Here is a 20,691-nt window from a genome sequence, read left to right on the forward strand (position 1 = left end):
CAAGGAGGTTTCCCTGATGTTCGATTTCCACCCCCAGCTCAAGCAGCGCTTCGCTGCCTTGCGCACGGGCGCCGAGTTTTTTTCCTTGCGATATGTGCGCGAGTCCGGCCAGTACCTGTCGGTGCGCAAGAACGTCGCCGAACCGCCGAGCCTGAGCCGCGACGAAGGTGCGATGCTCACCGTCCGGGTCAACGGCGTCGAAGCCTACGCCGCGACCAATGACCTGTCGCAACAAGGCCTGCAAGCCGCCCTCGAGCGCGCCGAGCAGCAGGCCCGGCGGATCAAGCCCCACGCCCTGCTCGACCTGAGCCAGCAGCCGGTGTCCAGCGACCGCGCCGACTACTTTTCACCCAATCTGGAACAACCCTTTCCGTCCCTGAGCGAATGCTTCGAGCTGCTCGGCGCGGAATCCGCCTCGGTGCCAAAGGATGAGCGCCTGGTGAATTGGGAAGTGAGCATCGGCATCACCCACGTCGAACAGATCTACCTGAGCAGCGCCGGCGCTGAACTGCGCCAGGCCCAACGCTTCGTCTACCCGGGCCTGGACGTCACCGCCTACGACGGCAACGACAGCCAGACCCGCAGCCTCGGCCGCGAGAACTTCGGCCAGCAGGGCGGCGCCGACGTGATCAGCCGCTGCGGTTTGATCGGTGCTGGCCCGCAAGTCGCCGATCAGGCGCTGCAACTGCTGCTCGCACCGAACACCCCGCAAGGCCCGCGTGATTTGCTGCTGATGCCCGACCAGATGATGTTGCAGATCCACGAGTCCATCGGTCACCCGCTGGAGCTCGACCGGATCCTCGGCGACGAGCGCAATTACGCCGGCACCAGCTTCGTCAAAGCCTCGGATTTCGGCAGCCTGCAATACGGTTCGAAACTGCTCAACGTGACGTTCGATCCGGGCATTCCCGAAGAACTGGCGAGTTACGGTCACGATGACGACGGTTCCAAGGCCAGCAAGCAATTTTTGATTCACGAAGGCCTGCTGGTCCGTCCGTTGGGCGGTGCACTGTCGCAGTTCCGCGCGGGGCTGGACGGCGTCGCCAACAGCCGCGCCTGTGGCTGGAACCGCCCACCGATCGACCGCATGGCCAACCTCAACATCGAGCCGGGCGACCAGCCGCTGGAGCAACTGATCGGCGGCATCGAAAACGGCATTCTGATGAGCACCAACCGCTCATGGTCGATCGACGATGCCCGCAACAAATTCCAGTTCGGCTGCGAATGGGGCCAGTTGATCGAAAACGGCGAACTCAAGGGCGTGGTGAAAAACCCGAACTACCGGGGCATTTCCGCGCACTTCTGGAAGAGTCTGCGCGCCGTCGGCAACGCCGGCACCACTCAGGTGCTGGGCACGCCGAACTGCGGCAAGGGCGAACCGAACCAGGTGATCCGCGTCGGCCATGCGTCGCCGGCCTGCGTGTTCAGCAATGTTGATGTGTTTGGGGGAGACGCCTGATGAGTATTTCCAAGAACCCGTCCGAGGCGTTCAAGGTGCTGGTCAACTGGCTGCGCGATGCGGTGCGCGAGCCGGAACAGTTCACCCTGAGTTACGACGCCGAATCGTCGGCCTTCGTCCGTTTCAACCACGCCAAGGTGCGTCAGGCCGGGCAGGTGCAGCAAGCCGGTATCGGTCTGAAACTGATCGACGACGGTCGCCATGCGGACCTGCACATCACCCTGTCCGGTGAGCAGGCCACCGACCTGCAACGTCTCGCTGAAGGCCTGCAGCAACTGCGCGAAACCCTGCCGCTGCTGCCGCAGGATCCGTACTTGTTGCTCAACCACAACGGCTGGCAGAGCAAGAACGTGCAGGAGCATCCGCTGCCGGACACCGAGCAGGTTGTCGCTGAAATCGCCCAGGCGGCCAAAGGACTGGATCTGGTCGGCTTCTACGCTGCCGGCCCGATCAGCCGTGGTTTTGCCAGTTCTTCCGGTGCGTTCGGCTGGCATCAGGCCAACAGCTTCAACTTCGACTTCAGCCTGTTCCACGAGAACGGCGAAGCGGTGAAGGCCAGCTACGCCGGGCATGACTGGAACAGCGAAGACTTCGCCAAACGCATCCAGCAGGCCCGCGAACAACTCGAGTTTCTCGGTCGACCGCTGCGCACCTTGCCGCCCGGCCAATACCGCGCCTATCTGGCGCCCGCAGCCCTGGAAGAAATCATGGGCATGCTGTGCTGGGGCGGTTTCTCGGCGCAGTCGATTGCCAGCAAAAGCAGCCCGCTGCAGAAGCTGTATGCCGGCGATCAGGCATTCAGTCCGCTGGTGTCCCTCGACGAGAAAGTCAGCGGCTCGCTGAGCCCGGCGTTCTCCGGCGAAGGTTACCCGCGCAGCGATCTGCGGTTGATCATCGAAGGCAAAGCGGGTGATCAGTTGGTGGGTTCGCGCAGTGCCGCCGAGTACGGTCTGACGGCCAACGGTGCCGGCGGTGGCGAATCGCCGAGCGCGCTGAACATGGGCGCCGGTGATCTGCCGCAGGCCGAGATCCTCAAACAGTTGGGCACCGGCCTGTACATCAGCAACCTGTGGTACCTGAACTTCTCCGATCAACCGGCGGCACGCCTTACCGGCATGACCCGGTTTGCCACGTTCTGGGTCGAGAACGGCGAGATTCAGGCACCGGTCAGCACCATGCGTTTCGACGACAGCGCCTACAGCCTGCTGGGTTCGCAGCTGGAAGCGTTGACTGCCGAGCGCGAGTTGCTGCTGTCGGCGAGCACCTACAGCCAGCGCAATACCTCGTCGGCATTGCTGCCGGGGGCATTGGTGAGCCGATTGACCTTGACCTTGTAAAAGCATCGCGAGCAGGCTCGCTCCCACAGGTTCGCGCAGTCCATGTGGAAGCGAGCCTGCTCGCGATGAAGTCACCCCGGATTTACTGCGCCCATCACCAGAGGTTCCATGCCCAACCGCCCGCCTCTCGATGCCGTCACCGCCCGCTGGTTGCCGTGGGTCGTTGCCATCGCTTTCTTCATGCAGTCCCTCGACGGGACCATCCTCAACACTGCCCTGCCGGCCATGGCCCGGGATCTGGCCGAAGACCCGCTGCGCATGCAGGGCGTGATCATCGCCTACATGCTCACCGTGGCCCTGCTGATTCCCGCCTCGGGCTGGATCGCCGACCGCTTCGGCACCAAGAAAATCTTCTTCGGTGCGATCCTGCTGTTCAGCCTTGGCTCGCTGCTCTGTGCCTTGTCGAGCAGCCTGAGCATGCTGATCGGCGCGCGCGTGATCCAGGGCCTCGGCGGTGCGCTGATGCTGCCGGTCGGGCGTTTGGTGGTGCTGCGCGCCTACCCGCGCTCGGAACTGGTGCGGATCATGGGCTTCATTACCATTCCCGGCCTGCTCGGCCCGCTGATCGGCCCGACCATGGGCGGCTGGATGGTGGAATACCTGACGTGGCACTGGATCTTCCTGATCAACCTGCCGGTCGGCGTCATCGGTTGCTACGCGGTGTGGAAATTCATCCCCGACCTGCGCGGCACCGAGCGCACGCGTTTCGATAGCCTGGGTTTCCTGCTGTTCGGCGCGGCGATGGTGCTGATCACTGTCGCCATGGAAGGCCTCGGCGAACTGCACCTGCCACACCTGCGGGTGATGCTGTTGCTGTTCGGCGGCATGGCGTGTCTGGCGGCGTACTGGCTGCGCGCCGGGCACATTGAAAACCCGCTGTTCGCGCCGTCACTGTTCAAGACCCGCACCTTCGCGGTCGGCATTCTCGGCAACCTGTTCGCCCGTCTGGGCAGCGGCGCCCTGCCGTTTCTGGTGCCGCTGCTACTGCAAGTGGCGCTGGGGTATTCGCCGTCCCAGGCCGGGATGAGCATGCTGCCGCTGGCCGCAGCCGCGATGGTCGCCAAGTGGGGCGCGCGGCCACTGATCGAGCGTCTGGGCTATCGCATCGTGCTGACCGGCAACACCCTGTTTCTAGGGATCATGCTGGCGAGCATGGGCCTGGTCAGCGAGCAGACGCCATACTGGCTGCTGCTGTGCCTGCTGGCGGTTCTCGGGGCGATCAACTCGCTGCAATTCACCGCGATGAACACCGTGACCCTGATCGACCTCGACGACGCCAGCGCCAGCAGCGGCAACAGTTTGCTGTCGGTGGTGGCGCAGTTGTCGCTGAGCCTTGGCGTGGCGTGCGCCGGTGCGCTGCTCGGCGGCTTTACGGCGGAGATCGGCAATGACGGCGTTGAGACCGTGTTGGGCGCGTTTCAGCTCACGTTCGTGACTGTTGGGATCATGGCCATGTTGGCCGCAACCATTTTTTCTCAACTTTCAAAGAATGACGGACGGCGAGTCAGACGTCCGGAAGAGCACATCGAGTCTTAGGGCTATTGGCCACCGGGCTGGTACACTGCGCGACATTTTGTTTTGCAGGCCAGTCCCGTGACCACCATCGCCACCGCTTTTAATACTTTGCCGCTGTCCGCCGCCATGCTGGCTAACCTCGACTCCCTCGGTTATGCCCAGATGACGCCGATCCAGGCGCAGAGCTTGCCGGTGATCCTCAAGGGGATGGACCTGATCGCCCAGGCCAAGACCGGCAGCGGCAAGACCGCCGCGTTCGGCATCGGCCTGCTGAACCCGATCAATCCGCGCTACTTCGGTTGCCAGGCGCTGGTGATTTGCCCGACCCGTGAGCTGGCTGACCAGGTCGCCAAGGAAATCCGTCGTCTGGCCCGTGCCGAAGACAACATCAAGGTACTGACCCTGTGCGGCGGCGTGTCCTTCGGCCCGCAGATCGGCTCGCTGGAGCACGGCGCGCACATCATCGTCGGCACCCCGGGCCGCATCCAGCAGCACCTGCGCAAGGGTTCGTTGGTCCTCGACGGCCTGAACACGCTGATCCTCGACGAAGCCGATCGCATGCTCGACATGGGTTTCTACGACGCCATCGAAGACATCATCGAGCAGACCCCGGCCCGTCGTCAGACCCTGCTGTTCTCCGCTACTTATCCGGTGGGCATCAAGCAACTGGCGTCGAAGTTCATGCGCGACCCGCAAACGGTCAAGGCCGAAGCGTTCCACGACGACACCCAGATCGAACAGCGCTTCTACGAGATTTCCCCGGAAGAGCGCATGAGCGCGGTGACCAAGGTCCTGCATCACTTCCGTCCGGCCTCCACCGTGGCGTTCTGCTTCACCAAGCAGCAGGTGCAGGAAACCGTCGATCACCTGACCTCCAAAGGCATTTCCGCCGTCGGCCTGCACGGCGATCTGGAGCAGCGTGACCGCGATCAGGTGTTGGCGATGTTCGCCAACCGCAGTACTTCGGTACTGGTTGCCACCGACGTTGCCGCCCGTGGTCTGGACATCGATGCACTGGACATGGTGATCAACGTCGAACTGGCCCGCGACTCGGAAATCCACATTCACCGCGTCGGCCGCACCGGTCGTGCCGGCGAGAAAGGCATCGCGGTCAGCCTCGTTGCGCCGTCCGAAGCGCACCGCGCGCAAGCCATCGAGCAACTGCAGAAAACCCCGCTGAACTGGGATCAGGTGGACAACCTCAAGTCCCAGGGCGGTGCCCCGCTGCAACCGCCGATGAGCACGCTGTGCATCGCTGGCGGGCGCAAGGACAAGGTGCGTCCGGGCGACATTCTGGGCGCACTGACCGGTGAGGCCGGCATTCCGGGCGCCCAGGTCGGCAAGATCGCGATCTTCGACTTCCAGTCCTATGTGGCGGTTGAACGTACCGTGGTCATGCAGGCGCTGCAGCGTTTGAACAACGGCAAGATCAAGGGTCGTTCGCTGCGCGTTCGCGTTTTGTAAGAACGCTTGATCGTTCCCACGCTCTGCGTGGGAATGCATCCTGTGACGCTCCGCGTCACGATTCAAAAGCGGACGCAGAGCGTCCATGGCGGCATTCCCACGCAGAGCGTGGGAACGATCTACGTGATGATTGTGTGAGGACACCGTTTTGCGCTCTACCGAAGTCGTGATCATTGGCGCTGGCGCCGCAGGGTTGATGTGTGCACTGACCGCCGCCGGGCGCGGGCGTCAGGTGATGCTGCTCGACCACGCGAACAAGGCCGGCAAGAAAATCCTGATGTCCGGCGGTGGGCGCTGCAACTTCACCAACATGTACACCGAACCGAGCAATTTTCTCTCGCAGAATGCGCACTTCTGCAAATCCGCGCTGGCCCGCTACACCCAGTGGGACTTCATCGGCATGGTCGCCAAGCACGGCGTGCCGTACCACGAGAAAAAGCTCGGCCAACTGTTCTGCGATAACAAATCCAGCGACATCCTCGGCATGCTGCTGGACGAGTGCGATCAGGTCGGCGTCAACCTGCACCTCGACACGTCGATCCAGACCATCGAGAAGGTCGAGGGCGGTTACCTGCTCGACACAACCCTCGGCCAGATCCAGTGCCAGTCGCTGGTAATCGCCACCGGCGGTCTGTCGATCCCGACCCTCGGCGCCACCGGTTTCGGTTATCAGGTCGCCAAACAGTTCGGCCACGACCTGCTGCCAACACGCGCCGGGTTGGTGCCGTTCACCATCACCGATCAGCTCAAGGAGCTGTGCACCGAACTGTCCGGCACCTCGGTGGATTGTCTGGTCAGCTGCAACGACCAGAGTTTTCGCGAGAACATCCTGTTCACTCACCGCGGCCTCAGTGGCCCGGCGATTCTGCAGATTTCCTCGTTCTGGGAGCCGGGCGACACGGTCGAAATCAACCTGCTGCCCGATCATGACGCCGCGAGCTGGCTGCAACAGCAAACCGCCGAGCGTCCGAACAGCGAACTGAAAACCCTGCTCGGTGAAATCTTCACCAAGAAGATGGCCAACCTGCTGGCGGACAACTGGTTCGTCTCCAAACCGATGAAGCAGTACAACCACGCCGAACTGGCGGACATCGCCGAGAAGCTCGGCAGCTGGAAAGTCGTCCCGGCCGGCACCGAGGGCTATCGCACCGCCGAAGTCACCCTCGGTGGCGTCGACACTCGTGAAGTGTCGTCCAAGACCATGGAATCGCTGAAAAGCCCGGGCCTCTACTTTGTCGGCGAAGTGCTCGACGTCACCGGACATCTGGGCGGATTCAACTTCCAGTGGGCGTGGGCCTCTGGTTACGCTGCCGCGCAGTACGTCTGACCCAGGTTTTTTTAGATTTGAAATGCAATCCCTGTGGGAGCTGGCTTGCCAGCGATGGCGGCCTGACAGTCAGCAATGATGTTGGGTGTACTGGCCTCATCGCTGGCAAGCCAGCTCCCACAGGTTTGTGTGCAAGATTCAAAATTTGAAGTCGGCGCAGGAACCCAAAGGAACACTTTTTGCTGTCAGATGTGATCGGCGCCATTGCGTCGGCGTCATTACTGGCTCAATTTAGCGGCATCGCCTCGGAAGGCCTTCGCACTTCATGTCCTCGACCTCGTTTCGTCAGTCTTTGCGGCGCCTGTGGGCGCTGGATAAATTCAGCTACAGCGTGCGGGTGTTCATCGCCCTGACCGGCAGCATGGCGCTGTGCTGGTATCAGGATGAAATGGGGCTGCTGATCCCGCTGTTCCTCGGGATCATCGCCAGCGCCCTGGCCGAGACCGACGACAGTTGGCAGGGCCGCCTCAACGCACTGGCGGTGACGCTGGTGTGTTTCAGCGTCGCGGCGCTGTCGGTGGAATTGTTATTCCCCTACCCCATCGTGTTCGTCATCGCCCTGGCACTGGCCAGTTTCGGCCTGACCATGCTCGGGGCGCTCGGCGAGCGTTATGGCGCGATTGCTTCGGCGACCCTGATTCTTTCCGTCTACACCATGATCGGCGTGGATCAGCGCGGTGGCGCGGTCACGGATTTCTGGCATGAGCCGATGCTGCTGGTGGCCGGTGCCGCGTGGTACGGCCTGCTGTCGGTGCTGTGGCAGGCGATGTTTTCCAATCAGCCGGTGCAGCAGAGTCTGGCGCGGCTGTTCCGCGAACTCGGCTATTACCTGAAGCTGAAATCCTCGCTGTTCGAGCCGATCCGTCAGATGGACGTCGAAGCACGGCGACTGGAACTGGCCCAGCAGAACGGCCGGGTCGTCGCAGCCCTGAACAGCGCCAAGGAAATCATCCTGCACCGGGTCGGCAACGGTCGTCCTGGCTCGAAAGTCAGCCGTTACCTGAAGCTGTACTTCCTGGCGCAAGACATTCACGAACGCGCCAGCTCTTCGCACTACCCCTATAACGCCCTGGCCGATGCGTTTTTCCACAGCGATGTCCTGTTCCGCTGCCAACGCCTGCTGCGCCAGCAAGGCAAGGCCTGCCGGGCGCTGGCCGAATCGATCCAGATGCGTCAGCCGTTCATCTACGACGCGAGTTTCGCCGAAGCCCTGAGCGACCTGCATGCTTCCCTCGAACACCTGCGCATCCAGAGCAACCCGGCCTGGCGCGGACTGCTCCGTTCATTGCGCGCACTGGCCGCCAACCTCGGCACCCTCGACCGTTTGCTCAGCGACGCCAGCAACCCCGACGCCCTGGCCGATGCCACCGACAGCAGCCTGCTCGACCGCTCACCGCGCAACTTCAAGGACGTGTGGATTCGCCTGCGCACCCAGCTGACGCCGACCTCGCTGCTGTTCCGTCACGCCCTGCGTTTGCCGCTGGCGTTGAGCATCGGCTACGGCATGGTGCACCTGATTCACCCGTCGCAGGGTTACTGGATCATCCTCACCACGCTGTTCGTCTGCCAGCCGAACTACGGCGCCACCCGGCGTAAACTCGGCCAGCGGATTTTCGGCACGGCGATCGGCCTGACGATTGCCTGGGCGCTGTTCGATCTGTTCCCAAGCCCGCTGGTGCAGTCGTGCTTCGCCATCGCCGCCGGCGTGGTGTTCTTTACCAACCGCACCACCCGCTACACCGTCGCGACCGCCGCGATCACGATCATGGTGCTGTTCTGCTTCAACCAGGTCGGTGACGGCTACGGGCTGTTTGTGCCGAGGCTGTTCGATACCTTGCTCGGCAGCCTGATTGCCGGGCTGGCGGTGTTCCTGTTCCTGCCGGACTGGCAGGGCCGACGCCTGAACAAAGTGCTGGCCAACACCCTCACCTGCAACAGCATTTACCTGCGCCAGATCATGCAGCAATACGCCGCCGGCAAGAGCGACGACCTCGCCTATCGCCTGGCCCGGCGCAACGCGCACAACGCTGACGCGGCACTCTCCACGACGCTGGCGAACATGCTGATGGAGCCGGGGCATTTCCGGAAGGAAGCCGACGTGGGCTTTCGCTTCCTGGTGCTGTCGCACACCTTGCTCAGCTATCTGTCAGGGCTTGGCGCGCACCGGGAAACCCAGCTGCCGGCCGAGGTGCGCGAACACCTGATCGACGGCGCCGGCGTGAGTCTGGCGGCGAGCATCGATGAAATCGCCCAGGGGCTGGCGAGCAAACAGCCGATTGCGATTCAGAGCGATGAGGAAGAAGCGCTGGCCAATGAGCTGGAGCAGATGCCGGACGAAATCGACGAAGGCCAGCGGCTGGTGCAGACGCAACTGGCGTTGATCTGCCGTCAACTCGGGCCGTTGCGCACGCTCGCGGCGCATCTGATCAAAGACACAGCCGAAGACTGAGCCGCCTCACATTCCATGCTGCCTGAGCAGCTTGTCATAGCTGCCATCGGCCTTCATCGATGCAATCGCCTTGTCGAACCCGGCCACGATCTGTTCGTGCTGCGGGTTCTTCAGGCTGACCAGAATATGCAGGCTGTTCTCGCTCAGTGGCTTGGGCAGAAACTCCACCGCGTTGCGGACTTTCGGTGATTCCCGGGCCAGGTAATAGCGGGCGACGTATTCGTCTTCCAGAGTCAGCTTGACCCGGTCCGCCGCCAGCATGCGCACGGCCATGGCGAAGTTATGCACAGGGACTTTCTGCAACGCGGTGTCGGCATCGAACGGCGCCGAATAGGCGTAGCCGCGCACGACCGCAACCGGATAGGTGTGCAGTTCCTGCAGGTTGTTGTATTCGATGGGCGCGTCTTTGCGCTTGAGGAAGCGCACGCGATTGAGCAGGTACTCAGCGGAAAACTGCCCGATCTTCGTGCGCTCGTCGTTGTACCAGGCGTTGACCAGCACGTCGTAACGTCCTTCGCCAACCCCCATCAACGCCCGCGCCCACGGCACCTGCTCATAACCGCTGGCATAACCGGCACGGGCCAGGGCCGTGCTGACGATGTCGGTCGCCAGCCCACCGTTGACCAGTGTGTCATCGGTAAAGGGCGGCCAGACGTCGAACACCAGACGCAATTTCTCCGCTGCCGCGCTTTGACCCAGCAACAGCAATCCGATCAAAGCAAAGGCTCGATGCAATCGCGGCATGCTTGAAAATCCTTAGCGGGCGGGCCGCCCGGCGTGTTTTCAGTCAAAACCCCAAGGCCCCTTACCGGCGAATCCCAGGCCCTAACCTTAGCTCATTGAAGCCATTGCACAGCGCTTCCCAGCAGATTACACAAAGTACGGCGGGCCGCGATATTGGAATGATGGCATTTTGGCCTTTGTCACAGATTTCTCAGCCATACAGACATATTTCGGCGCTGCGCTTAGTATCGGGCGACGTAGTTCAAGGAATCGGAAGATGACAATCGAGTGGGTCTGCAAACATCACAGCGATCTGGGACTGGAGCAGCTGTACGCCATTTTGAAATTGCGCTCGGAAGTGTTCGTGGTCGAACAGCGCTGCGCTTACCTGGATCCGGACGGTCAGGATCTGGACGGTGACACCTGCCATCTGATGGGCTGGGACGATGATCAGCTGGTGGCGTACCTGCGCCTGCTGGATCCGGAATCCCAGGGTGGCGACGTGGTGATCGGCCGCGTGCTGACCGCGCCGGCCGGGCGTGGCAAAGGACTGGGGCATGAAATGATGGAACAGGCGCTGAAACAGGCGCAGAAGCGTTGGCCTGAAGTGCCGATCTATCTGTCGGCCCAGGCGCATTTGCAGGGGTATTACGGGCGGTATGGGTTTGTGGTGGCGAGTGAGGAATATCTGGAGGATGACATTCCGCACATCGGGATGCGGCGTTCCTGAAAAGCCCCCTCACCCTAACCCTCTCCCGGAGGGAGAGGGGACTGATTGGGGAATATTCGGGAGATACAACGACCTGAACGAGCGTTGTTGAATCCATAATCGCCACACTTGATCAGGTCGATGTATGACGCAAGACACCTCGGTCAGCTCCCTCTCCCTCCGGGAGAGGGCTGGGGTGAGGGCAACAATCTAAAGGCGAACACCCAAACTCAGGGATATTCGAGAACAGCCTTGATCTGCCGCAAATTCCGCTCGATCCACCCCCGATCAATCGCCCCCCACTCACGAATCCGATAGCGCCCCGCATGATTGCGCGCGCCCTCTTCCTGTTCGAACTCGCAGACAATATCCAGATCCGCCAGCGCCGCAATCGTGTCCTGCGCCGTGCGCCGGGGCATGCCAGTGACTTCGGTCAGCGCCGGCACGCTGCTCGCCAGGCCGCTGTCGATCAGGTACGCCACGTACAAGCGCCGGTAAAAACTGCTCTTGGTCTTGCTTACGTCCATGCATGCGCTCCGTTGTTTGATGTCTTATTGCATGTCGCGCCACGTCAGGTACACCCGCAGGTCGAACTCGACCTGGTGGTAGCCCGGCAGCATGTGCTCACATAACTTATAGAACGCCTTGTTGTGATCCGACTCCTTGAAGTGCGCCAGCTCGTGCACGACGATCATCTTCAGAAACTCCGGCGCGGCGTCCTTGAACAGCGAGGCGATGCGGATCTCTTTCTTGGCCTTGAGCTTGCCGCCCTGCACCCGCGACACCGTGGTGTGCAGGCCGAGGGCGCGGTGGGTCAGATCGAGACGGTTGTCGAACAGGACCTTGTCGATGGCCGGGGCGTTGCGCAGGTATTCCTGCTTCAAGTCCAGCGCGTAGCCGTACAACGCCTTGTCGCTCTGCACATCGTGGCGGCCCGGATAGCGTTGGCTCAGGTAATCACCGAGGCGGTTGTCGGCGATCAATTGGCGCACCTGATCCTGCAGATTCGCGGGATAGGCCTGGAGGTATTTCAACGCAGTCATGGGGCGGCACGGGTCATGAAAAGGCCGCCAGTGTAGCGAATTCAACCGGCTAACGCGCTCCAGTCGAACGGCTCGGTAAAGCGTGCGGTGTCCTCGGCGACCAACGGCCGCGCCACCAGGAAGCCTTGCACGTACTCGCAACCATGGGCTTGCAGCCACTGGTATTGCTCGACGGTTTCCACGCCTTCGGCAATCACCAGCAAGCCGTATTCCTTGCATAAGTCGATGACCGTGCGCACCAGCGAAGCGTCGCGGGACGAGTCCGGCAATCGGGCAATCAGGTGGCGATCGAGTTTGAGGGTATCCAGTTCCAGATCGCGCAAATGCGCCAGCGAGCAGGCCCCGGAACCGAAATCGTCCAGCGCCACCCGCACCCCGAGATTGCGCAGCAGCTTCAGCTGCTTGCGGGTCTCGTCCGGGTTGATCGTCAGCGCTTCTTCGGTGACTTCCACTTCCATCTGGTGTGGCTGCAAACCATGGCGCTCCAGCACTTGGCGCAATTCAGTGACCAGATTCGGCAGGCCGAACTGGGTGTTGCTCAGGCTCACGCCGATCACCAGATCCCTGGAGAACTCGGACTCCCAAGCCTTACGCTGCCCGGCGCTGCGATGATAGATCCAGCTGCCGAGCCGGCTGATCAGCGTCGCCTCCTCCAGCAACGGCAGGAACAACCCCGGCGGCACATCGCCGACGCTCGGGTGCTGCCAGCGCAGCAACGCCTCGAAACCACGAACGCGACCATCGCCAATGGCCACCTGCGGCTGATACACCAGATTGAAATCGCGGTTCTCGATGGCATTACGCACGCTTTCTTCCAGCATCAGCCGCGACCGCGCACGGCCGTTCATTTCATGATCGTAGAAACGATATTGCTGACGCCCGGCACGCTTGGCCTCGTACATGGCGATGTCCGAGGCGCGCAGCAGACCGTCGAGGTTGTTGCCGCAGTCGGGGTAGGTGGCAATGCCGATACTCGCGCCCAGAGCAATATCGAGGCCTTCGATCTGCTGACAGATCGACACCCGCTCGATGAGTTTTTCAGCAATCTTCGCCGCTTGTTCGGGGAATTCCAGATCCAGCAGCGCGGTGAATTCATCGCCGCCCATCCGCGCCAGAATGTCGAATGGCCGCAGGCACGCTTTCAATTGTTCGGAGACCCAGCGCAACACCCGGTCCCCGGCATCATGGCCGAGGGAATCATTGACCCTCTTGAAACCGTCGAGATCGAGATACATCAACACCCAACTGCTATCCGTGCGCTCGCCGCGCAACAGCAGGTTTTCCACAGTCTGGTAAAAACCCCGGCGATTGAGCAGCCCGGTCAGCGGGTCGGTGACAGCCTGAAATTCCAGCTGCTGATGCAGATGACGCACCACCGACATGTCCAGCACCGTCACCACCATCGCATGTTGTTCACTCGGCAGCGGCGCGCAGGACAAGGCCACTGGCACCTGCTGCCCCGGTGCGGTGCGCAGCGACGCATCGTGTAGACGCAGCGTCTCGCCACGTTTGTACCCGGCGTAAAACTCGGAATCGGCCCACAGCGGAATGTGCGGTTTCTGCAGATAATCGAGAAACTCCTGCCCTTCCAGCTCCTTCACCGGCGCATTGAGCAACCGGGAAATCGCCGGGTTGGCAAAGCGGATCAAACCATCCTCGCCCAACACCAGAATGCCTTCGGCCGCGTTATCCAGCACCGAGGCATTGAAGGCCCGCGCCGATTCCAGATCCTGACTCAAACGCTGCAAGGCCCGGCGATTGCGCTGGTGCTCGAGCAACGCCTGGACTTTCGGCTTGAGAATCTGCGGATCGAACGGTTTGAACAGGTAATCCACCGCACCGCTGGCATAACCCTTGATCACGGCGTCCTGGGACTGCTCGTTGGCAGTGAGGAAAATGATCGGGGTCAGGCGCGTGCGCTGGCTGCCGCGCATCAGCCGCGCGACTTCGAAACCGTCCATGCCCGGCATCTGCACATCCAGCAGCACCAGGTCGATGTCGTGTTCGAGCAACAGGTTGAGGGCTTCGTAACCGGAAGCGGCGGTCAATACCTGCCAGTCCTGGCGCTGCAGCAACGCGCGCATGCTGATCAGGTTTTCAGGGTAATCATCAACGATCAAAAGGACTGAGCTGCCTTCACCTGGCTGGGGTTGCGCGCATTCCATGCTGCTTCTCTTGTCGGGACAACTCGTGTCGGGGCATCTCGGGTCAGTGTTCCGGGCGGCTTCTCGTGAAAACCATACAGTCACCGAGTCTTCACTCTAGTCCGGGATCTGTAAAAGCAATAGCTGTCATCCAGCCATCATTTAAACAAACCGGCGGGCAGCCGACTAACGGTCACCGCTGAAGCCCCCGAATACCGGGAAAGATGGCACTTCGACAGGATGTTGACGCCAATCATCCGCCAGACGGCCGTTAACAAAAAATCCCTCTACGCTTATAAAGGCCGCCCCCAAGAGGCGCGGGCTAGAGCTTCTGGCACGCGCGTGCAACAGCAACAGAGTGGAAGAACCGACATGATCGACCTCGCAACCTGGAACCTCAGCGTTCCCGTTGGCAGCCCGCCCTACACCGTCGAAACCTCCAAACTGGTGAACGGCTTCAAGGATCAGTACTTCCATTCCGACACCGGCACCCTGTTCTTCTGGTCCCCGGTGACCGGTTCGAAAACCGAAAACGCCATTTATCCCCGCACCGAACTGCGTGAGACCTACAGCAACGGAACATTGCGCAACTGGTATTACCCCGACGCCGACAACCTGCTGCGCGCGACCCTTTCGGTCAACAAGGTGCCCAGCTCCGGCAAGATCGTCATCGGCCAGATCCACGCCTATGAAAGCCAGAAGCCGATGCTCAAGCTTGAATACCAATACAAAGAAAAAACCGAGACCGGCAACCTGGTGATCAAGCTGCGCACCCATCCGGATCAGGACGAAAGCCGCGTCATCACCCTCGCCACCGGGATCAAACTCAATCGCGAGTTCAACTACCTCATTCACCTGAGCCCTGGCGGCGCATTGGGCGTGAGTGCGGCCGGGTATCAGTGGGATTCGCAGATCAGCGCGACATGGCGCAACAAACCGCTGTATTTCAAGGCGGGGGTGTATGTGCAGGACAACACCGGGTACACCAGTGAGGGTGGGCAGGTGACGTTCAGCAAGCTGGATATTGATCACGATAAATAGCCGCGATGCGTTCGTTTAAGGCTGCTGTTTAAAGGCAGTGCGCGTAACGTCCCGAAGCCTACAACGGCTTGCGTCGCTGCCTACCACTACGCCAGAATCCGCCGGCTTGTGCGCCTGGAGGGCCATCGGTAACTTGATTCGGGTCACTGATTCGCAGTGATCGGGTTTAGTAGCCCGAGGGTTCGAGCTTGTGCATAAGCATCTGTCAGTCAGGAATTTCGATTCCTGCACCTGATGGCGACTGTGCGCAGGGCATCTTCGGGTGCGCCGGCTTGCTCGAAACCCCGGTCTACTAACCTGCGTACAGTTGCCTCCACTTTGATTAGTAGCCAGAGCGGGGGCACTCCATTCAGGTTTCGAGCAAATGATTAAATCTACGCCTCATCCGCCGGTCACAGACCCGGCCTCTCCCTACGATTCCATCGACCCCAAAAAACTCAACGAAGCCGCCGAACGCGCCCTAGACCACTACCTCTGCCCCGGCGCCCGCATCATGGCCACGGTCAACGAACCCGACCGCATGTACTTCGCCAATCCCGCCTACAACACCGAATCCCTGCTGGCCAACGCCAGCGAAACCCTCGGCTCCGCCAGCGAAATGCTCAACAACTTCGCCGCCACCCTCGCCCCCGTCGACCGCAAAACCGCGATAGGCATCGCGCAGTTGGTGATGCTGGGGGAACTGGCGGTGAATCAGGCGCTGGATCACGTCGAGTTAAAGGAATAGCCACCCATAACGGCTCGCTCATCGCGGAATCTCAGAAATGTCCGTAATTGGCGACGTTCTTGCCCCTTACCGATAGACCATCGCCTACAAGAAATCCGCGCCATAGCGGGTTTCTTAAATGAACGAGTTACACTCGGATCAATTGACTTTGCAGGGAAGAGGTGGAGCTAGAAAGGCCGACTACTGCAGCGCCGATGCCCGGCCTGAGACATTGAGGCGCCCCGCGCTTGGCGCAGGCCCCTCAGAAATAACACCTACCAAGTAAAAGAAGGAACGACTGAACATGACTTATAGCTTTGCAAGCGAACAAGAAGCAGCACGGGCCATGCTGCTGGAAGTAGCCGGGTTACTAAATCGTCAAACTATCGACTACGCGGTGATTGGTGGATGGATTCCTTACCTGTTTAACTCCAAGCCCATTCCCCACACGGGCACCTATGACGTCGACATCATTCTGAATGCGGCGCTGAGTAAAGAGCATGTTATTCGGGCTCTGGACTCAATGGTTAAGGACTCGGGGTACATGCGGGCGCCAAAGAATGCGTTCCAGGTGTACAGAAAGCTGGTGGTCAATGATGAACCAATGATTTTTCATGTGGATTTCCTGCACAGGAAATATGCAGATGATTCAGCCGACCTGATTATGCAGTGGGGGCGTTATGAGTCCATCGCGACCCCGGGAACGGACGTGATCTTCACTGAAAAGGAAGCCAGGCATCAGTTGATATCGGGGCAGGCCATGGACGGTACGGAGACCTCGCTGAAGATCCCCTTCGCCACCGAAGCTGGCTTCCTTTCTGCCAAGGGGCGCTCGGTTGGTTTTGGGAAACGCTTGCGGGATGCCTTCGATATATTCCTCGTCATCAATCAGTCGAACAACATTACTGAACTGACGGAACACAGTAAGCAATTGATGAAGAGCTCAATATTCGCAGCGTCAATGAGTCGTTTGGAGAACGAGTTCAATAATAAGTCTGCAGCAGATGACGCCGCTGCATTTATCGTCAAACTTGCTCCCGAACATATTCCGGGCTTTATCGAGGGCGCAGGCGAAGCGCCGTTGGCAAATACTCAAAAGGCCAAAGAGTGGGTTTTAAAAGTGATCAATGATTTTTTGACTGCGATAAAGCCAGTGCGCCGCGCAAGCTGATTCCACTCCGACATCAATCAGAGGGACAGATTTATTTATCTGCTGCTCGATTAAATCAATCTGCCCCCGCTTTCCTTTATTTTCAACTCGACCTACGTATATCAAATACGGGTCGTGCCGACTGGCTTTCGCTTCATTCCTGAGCCGACGGAGTCATTCAACGCCACTACCCGCCCCGCATCCCATTCCCGCTGCATATCAGCAAACAACTCGCCGTTCACTCGCGCCTGATGATTCGCCAACGCTTGAGTCATCGCCTCGGCAATACGCTCGATGATCAAGGCTGGCTTCTCTACTGAGCAATGCTTGCGACCAAACTCGATCAGTTGCTGGCGATCCGGGTAGGTTTTCACCTTGTTCATCTTGATTGCCAACGTGCGATCAACCAATGAGCGGCCTGATTTTGGATTGTAGTTTTCGTAAACGGTTGTGGTGGTGACATCGAAAACGGGTGCCAATTGCACGGTTTCAAGGGCTTCTGGGTGGGTATAAATCACGCCGAAGTTCTTTAGATGCGCATCCCCGTTTCGAACCATGACCGAAAGGCAGACCGAAGCGAAAAAACGCTCCAACTCCCGAAGCGAATCACCATGCCGACAGACCTGGCCAATCACGGCCGCGAGGGTTTCGTAGCTCTGCGAATACTTGTAGTTGTCATGGGGATCCTTGTTGAGTCCCAACAGAACCGCCATGTCTTCGAACCCGAGGCGACCGGCCTCGGTCAGGTCAAAACGCTCCATCACAAATAAATCGCCGTTTTCGGACAGCCAGAACGGCGGTGTTTCCAGCCCTGCGAGACGAGCCGCTTCCAGACAGAGAAATTCGTTCTGAGCCAGATGTGCGTACTCATCCGCGCCTGATTTGACGATCAGATCGGAGCTGAGCATGGTTTTTCGATTGCCGGTGAGCTTGTCCAGGTCGGGCACCAGCACCTTGGGCTGTACACCTGAAATACCAGACTCGAAGTAGGTGTCGACGAGAAAGTCGAAAACGCCCTGCGAAACATCGGCAGACAGAATCTCCTGCAATCCGACTTGCGCACGCACGGATACCGGAGTTTCGATTGGATTCTGGTAGGTGAGGCGTCCGATCTGGTTCCCGCCGATGACCGATAACAGGCGCATCTCATCGACTTGCATGTGCTTGGCCATCCGGCGCTTGATCTGATCCGCCAGAAACCCTTCAGGCACATTCATATCGAAGATCGGATGCAGCACGTTGCTCACCGAGGGCGTCGGGTCATAGGGCATGACCAGTGAGACTTCCCTTGTTGCATCGGCGGTTTCATAAACAAAGGAAAACTGCGATCCCTTGGACAGCTCACCAGCGAAGCCTTGCGGCGTGGTGACGTTGAGCCTTTTGACTTTACTCATCGTGCTCTACCAGATCGGCCAGGGATTTGAGGTCAATGCGGTTATCGACAATTTCCAGCGCCATGCCCAGCGCTGCCAGCACCCTGAACGCGGTGTAAAGCGCGACATTCTCCCCGGCCTCAAGGTCAATGATGGTTTTGCGGCTGCATTTGGCTCTGTGGGCCAATATCGCTTGGCTGTAGCCTTTAGCCCGACGCAATTGCCGAATTCTTTCACCGAAAACAGCGGGATTGGGGAGCAGCATAAATGTCACCCATATGGGACTTTTTAAAATATAGAATCGATTATGTCCGTTATGGGTGACATTTCAAGCGCCTTACGTCGGTCGACTGCTTGATAAAACTACAGGCAAAAAAAACCCGCCTCACGGCGGGTTTCTTTCAAATCAGCTAAACACCCAGTCTCAATTGACCTTGGCGTTCAACTCACCCTTCAGATAACGCTGATACATGCTTTCCAGCGAGATCGGCTTGATCTTCGAAGCGTTGCCGGCAGTACCGAAAGCCTCGTAACGAGCGATACATACATCGCGCATCGCCTTGACGGTTTCGCCGAAGAATTTACGTGGGTCGAATTCGCTCGGGTTGGTGGCCATCAGACGACGCATGGCGCCAGTGGATGCCAGACGCAGGTCGGTGTCGATGTTGACCTTGCGCACGCCGTGCTTGATGCCTTCGACGATTTCTTCAACCGGTACGCCGTAGGTTTCTTTGATGTCGCCGCCGTACTGGTTGATGATCGCCAGCCACTCTTGCGGAACCGACGAGGAACCGTGCATCACCAGGTGGGTGTTCGGGATGCGCTTGTGGATTTCCTTGATGCGGTCGATCGCCAGCACGTCACCGGTAGGTGGCTTGGTGAACTTGTAGGCGCCGTGGCTGGTGCCGATGGCGATGGCCAAGGCATCAACCTGAGTCTTCTTGACGAAGTCAGCGGCTTCTTCCGGGTCGGTCAGCATCTGGCTGTGATCCAGAACGCCTTCGGCGCCGATGCCGTCTTCTTCACCGGCCATGCCGGTTTCCAGCGAACCCAGGCAGCCCAGCTCGCCTTCAACCGAAACGCCGCAGGCGTGAGCCATGGCCACGGTTTGTTGGGTCACGCGGACGTTGTATTCGTAGTCGGTCGGGGTCTTGCCGTCTTCGCCGAGGGAGCCGTCCATCATCACCGAGCTGAAGCCCAGTTGAATCGAGCGCTGGCAGACATCAGGGCTGGTGCCGTGGTCCTGGTGCATGCACACCGGGATGTGCGGGAACTCTTCGATCGCCGCCAGGATCAGGTGACGCAGGAACGGGGCGCCGGCGTATTTGCGGGCACCGGCCGAAGCCTGAACGATCACCGGGGAGTCAGTCTTGTCAGCGGCTTCCATGATGGCGCGCATCTGCTCAAGGTTGTTGACGTTGAAGGCTGGAACACCGTAGCCGAACTCGGCTGCGTGGTCCAGCATCTGGCGCATGCTGATAAGTGCCATTGTGTGTGTCTCTCCCGGTTTGGGTCGTTAATCGTGCCAGCCTGCCGGAGCGGCGGCGGCTATTCAAGTGATTGCAGATCGGGGGTTGAGGCCCGGCCTGGTGATTCGATAAAGCAAATTCTGTTTTATTCGGCTTTGCAGCCCCGACCGATCAGATCATTGGTGGCGACCCAGTAGACCAGGCCCTCCTCACCTTTGATGTGAAACGCCAGCATGTCGTCGCTGTACAGCGCGCCCGAGGCGCCCGGCTCTTCTTTCAGGCGATAGACCTGATCGCCGCCGCCCAGACGCACATCGACTTCCTTGCGGGCGGCATCGGTGAAGCGCCACAGCACCTTGGCCTGGCTGTCGCAGGTCCAGGTGGTCCAGTTATCCACAGGGGCGGACGACTGGAACGGGTTCCACTGCGCGCAACCACCCAACAATCCCAGTGCCGCAACGGCGATCAAGCCTTTCATCCGTGTTCCTCGACCGGCAGCGCACGCCGCCGGACTTGAGTAAAGAGTCAGACCGGTCAAGGACAACCATGTTCCTTGGCCGGGGTCTGCGTCTCGTATTTGTCCAGACCGTCCGGGCCCGAGCGCTTGTTCAGCACCGGGTTGGTTTCGGCCTGCCAGTCGGCCTGGTAACAGCCTTTCTGTGCCTCGCCGGGTGCCGGCTCCGGCGCAGCCTTCGGGTTACTCCCGCAGGCTGCCAATGTACCGGTCAGCAACAACAGCGCTAACGACTTGACCATCTGAACACTCCTTTGCCTGGCCAATC

Annotated in this window: 19 protein-coding genes; 10 read left to right on the forward strand and 9 right to left on the reverse strand. The window is 60.1% G+C overall.

The features are described 5' to 3' along the window. The first annotated feature begins 16 nt into the window (after window positions 1–16). The 6 genes from AC07XZ_RS00725 to yccS all read left to right on the forward strand — a co-directional run bounded on the left by AC07XZ_RS00725 (window position 17) and on the right by yccS (window position 9,551). Window positions 17–1,459: a TldD/PmbA family protein gene (locus AC07XZ_RS00725; RefSeq protein WP_102685745.1), complete on the forward strand. Its 1,443-nt coding sequence runs from the start codon at window positions 17–19 to the stop codon at window positions 1,457–1,459. Next, the gene (locus tag AC07XZ_RS00730) at window positions 1,459–2,796 is read left to right on the forward strand and encodes a TldD/PmbA family protein (RefSeq protein WP_102685746.1); all 1,338 of its coding nucleotides are present in this window, start codon (window positions 1,459–1,461) and stop codon (window positions 2,794–2,796) included. The genes AC07XZ_RS00725 and AC07XZ_RS00730 overlap by 1 nt, the downstream gene beginning before the upstream one ends. A 108-nt stretch (window positions 2,797–2,904) precedes the next feature. Then, window positions 2,905–4,332 carry a multidrug transporter subunit MdtD gene (mdtD, locus tag AC07XZ_RS00735; protein ID WP_102685747.1) on the forward strand — a complete coding sequence of 476 codons (1,428 nt, stop codon included), beginning with the start codon at window positions 2,905–2,907 and terminating at the stop codon, window positions 4,330–4,332. Between the two features lie 57 nt (window positions 4,333–4,389). Continuing rightward, window positions 4,390–5,775: an ATP-dependent RNA helicase DbpA gene (gene dbpA / locus AC07XZ_RS00740; protein ID WP_007959732.1), complete on the forward strand. Its 1,386-nt coding sequence runs from the start codon at window positions 4,390–4,392 to the stop codon at window positions 5,773–5,775. 148 nt (window positions 5,776–5,923) lie between these two features. Next, a complete protein-coding gene (locus AC07XZ_RS00745; RefSeq protein WP_102685748.1) occupies window positions 5,924–7,102 on the forward strand; it encodes a BaiN/RdsA family NAD(P)/FAD-dependent oxidoreductase in 1,179 nt (392 codons plus the stop codon). A gap of 265 nt (window positions 7,103–7,367) precedes the next feature. Continuing rightward, window positions 7,368–9,551 carry a YccS family putative transporter gene (gene yccS, locus AC07XZ_RS00750; RefSeq protein WP_074692097.1) on the forward strand — a complete coding sequence of 728 codons (2,184 nt, stop codon included), beginning with the start codon at window positions 7,368–7,370 and terminating at the stop codon, window positions 9,549–9,551. Window positions 9,552–9,557: 6 nt separating this feature from the next. Here the strand turns inward: yccS and AC07XZ_RS00755 are convergent, their stop codons facing one another. Beyond that, window positions 9,558–10,295, reverse strand: a complete 738-nt coding sequence (locus AC07XZ_RS00755) for a substrate-binding periplasmic protein (protein WP_085746655.1) — start codon at window positions 10,293–10,295, stop codon at window positions 9,558–9,560. Window positions 10,296–10,551: 256 nt separating this feature from the next. Between AC07XZ_RS00755 and AC07XZ_RS00760 the strand changes: the two genes are divergently transcribed. Next, window positions 10,552–11,004, forward strand: a complete 453-nt coding sequence (locus AC07XZ_RS00760; protein ID WP_102685749.1) for a GNAT family N-acetyltransferase — start codon at window positions 10,552–10,554, stop codon at window positions 11,002–11,004. A gap of 209 nt (window positions 11,005–11,213) precedes the next feature. Here the strand turns inward: AC07XZ_RS00760 and AC07XZ_RS00765 are convergent, their stop codons facing one another. From AC07XZ_RS00765 to AC07XZ_RS00775, 3 genes are read right to left on the reverse strand one after another with little or no spacing between them, the layout of a single operon-like run. Continuing rightward, window positions 11,214–11,510: a winged helix-turn-helix domain-containing protein gene (locus tag AC07XZ_RS00765; RefSeq protein WP_007894945.1), complete on the reverse strand. Its 297-nt coding sequence runs from the start codon at window positions 11,508–11,510 to the stop codon at window positions 11,214–11,216. A gap of 24 nt (window positions 11,511–11,534) precedes the next feature. Further along, window positions 11,535–12,026 (reverse strand): M48 metallopeptidase family protein, encoded by a 492-nt coding sequence (locus AC07XZ_RS00770; protein ID WP_007959720.1) that lies wholly within the window; start codon window positions 12,024–12,026, stop codon window positions 11,535–11,537. A 41-nt stretch (window positions 12,027–12,067) separates the two neighbouring features. Then, entirely contained in the window at window positions 12,068–14,191 is a 2,124-nt protein-coding gene (locus AC07XZ_RS00775; protein ID WP_085746658.1) for a putative bifunctional diguanylate cyclase/phosphodiesterase, read from the reverse strand. A gap of 351 nt (window positions 14,192–14,542) precedes the next feature. Here AC07XZ_RS00775 and AC07XZ_RS00780 point away from each other — a divergent pair, with 351 nt between their 5' ends. The 3 genes from AC07XZ_RS00780 (at window position 14,543) to AC07XZ_RS00790 (ending at window position 17,088) form a co-directional block, all read left to right on the forward strand. Continuing rightward, entirely contained in the window at window positions 14,543–15,211 is a 669-nt protein-coding gene (locus tag AC07XZ_RS00780; RefSeq protein WP_011336318.1) for a polysaccharide lyase family 7 protein, read from the forward strand. 364 nt (window positions 15,212–15,575) lie between these two features. After that, window positions 15,576–15,938, forward strand: coding sequence for a DUF6124 family protein (locus tag AC07XZ_RS00785; RefSeq protein WP_102685750.1), 363 nt, complete (start codon window positions 15,576–15,578; stop codon window positions 15,936–15,938). Between the two features lie 283 nt (window positions 15,939–16,221). Continuing rightward, window positions 16,222–17,088, forward strand: a complete 867-nt coding sequence (locus tag AC07XZ_RS00790; protein WP_085746660.1) for a hypothetical protein — start codon at window positions 16,222–16,224, stop codon at window positions 17,086–17,088. A 101-nt stretch (window positions 17,089–17,189) separates the two neighbouring features. Here the strand turns inward: AC07XZ_RS00790 and AC07XZ_RS00795 are convergent, their stop codons facing one another. From AC07XZ_RS00795 to AC07XZ_RS00815, 5 genes are all read right to left on the reverse strand, one after another. Continuing rightward, window positions 17,190–18,461 (reverse strand): type II toxin-antitoxin system HipA family toxin, encoded by a 1,272-nt coding sequence (locus AC07XZ_RS00795; RefSeq protein WP_102685751.1) that lies wholly within the window; start codon window positions 18,459–18,461, stop codon window positions 17,190–17,192. Continuing rightward, window positions 18,454–18,705: a helix-turn-helix transcriptional regulator gene (locus AC07XZ_RS00800; RefSeq protein WP_085746662.1), complete on the reverse strand. Its 252-nt coding sequence runs from the start codon at window positions 18,703–18,705 to the stop codon at window positions 18,454–18,456. The genes AC07XZ_RS00795 and AC07XZ_RS00800 overlap by 8 nt, the downstream gene beginning before the upstream one ends. 159 nt (window positions 18,706–18,864) lie before the next feature. Then, window positions 18,865–19,929 carry a class II fructose-bisphosphate aldolase gene (gene fba, locus AC07XZ_RS00805; RefSeq protein WP_007959708.1) on the reverse strand — a complete coding sequence of 355 codons (1,065 nt, stop codon included), beginning with the start codon at window positions 19,927–19,929 and terminating at the stop codon, window positions 18,865–18,867. 125 nt (window positions 19,930–20,054) lie between these two features. Then, the gene (locus AC07XZ_RS00810; RefSeq protein ID WP_011336325.1) at window positions 20,055–20,387 is read right to left on the reverse strand and encodes an MliC family protein; all 333 of its coding nucleotides are present in this window, start codon (window positions 20,385–20,387) and stop codon (window positions 20,055–20,057) included. 56 nt (window positions 20,388–20,443) lie between these two features. After that, entirely contained in the window at window positions 20,444–20,665 is a 222-nt protein-coding gene (locus AC07XZ_RS00815) for a hypothetical protein (RefSeq protein ID WP_085697808.1), read from the reverse strand. Between the last annotated feature and the right edge of the window lie 26 nt (window positions 20,666–20,691).

It is taken from the genome of Pseudomonas sp. GW458-11-26-14-LB4 (genome assembly GCF_059423925.1).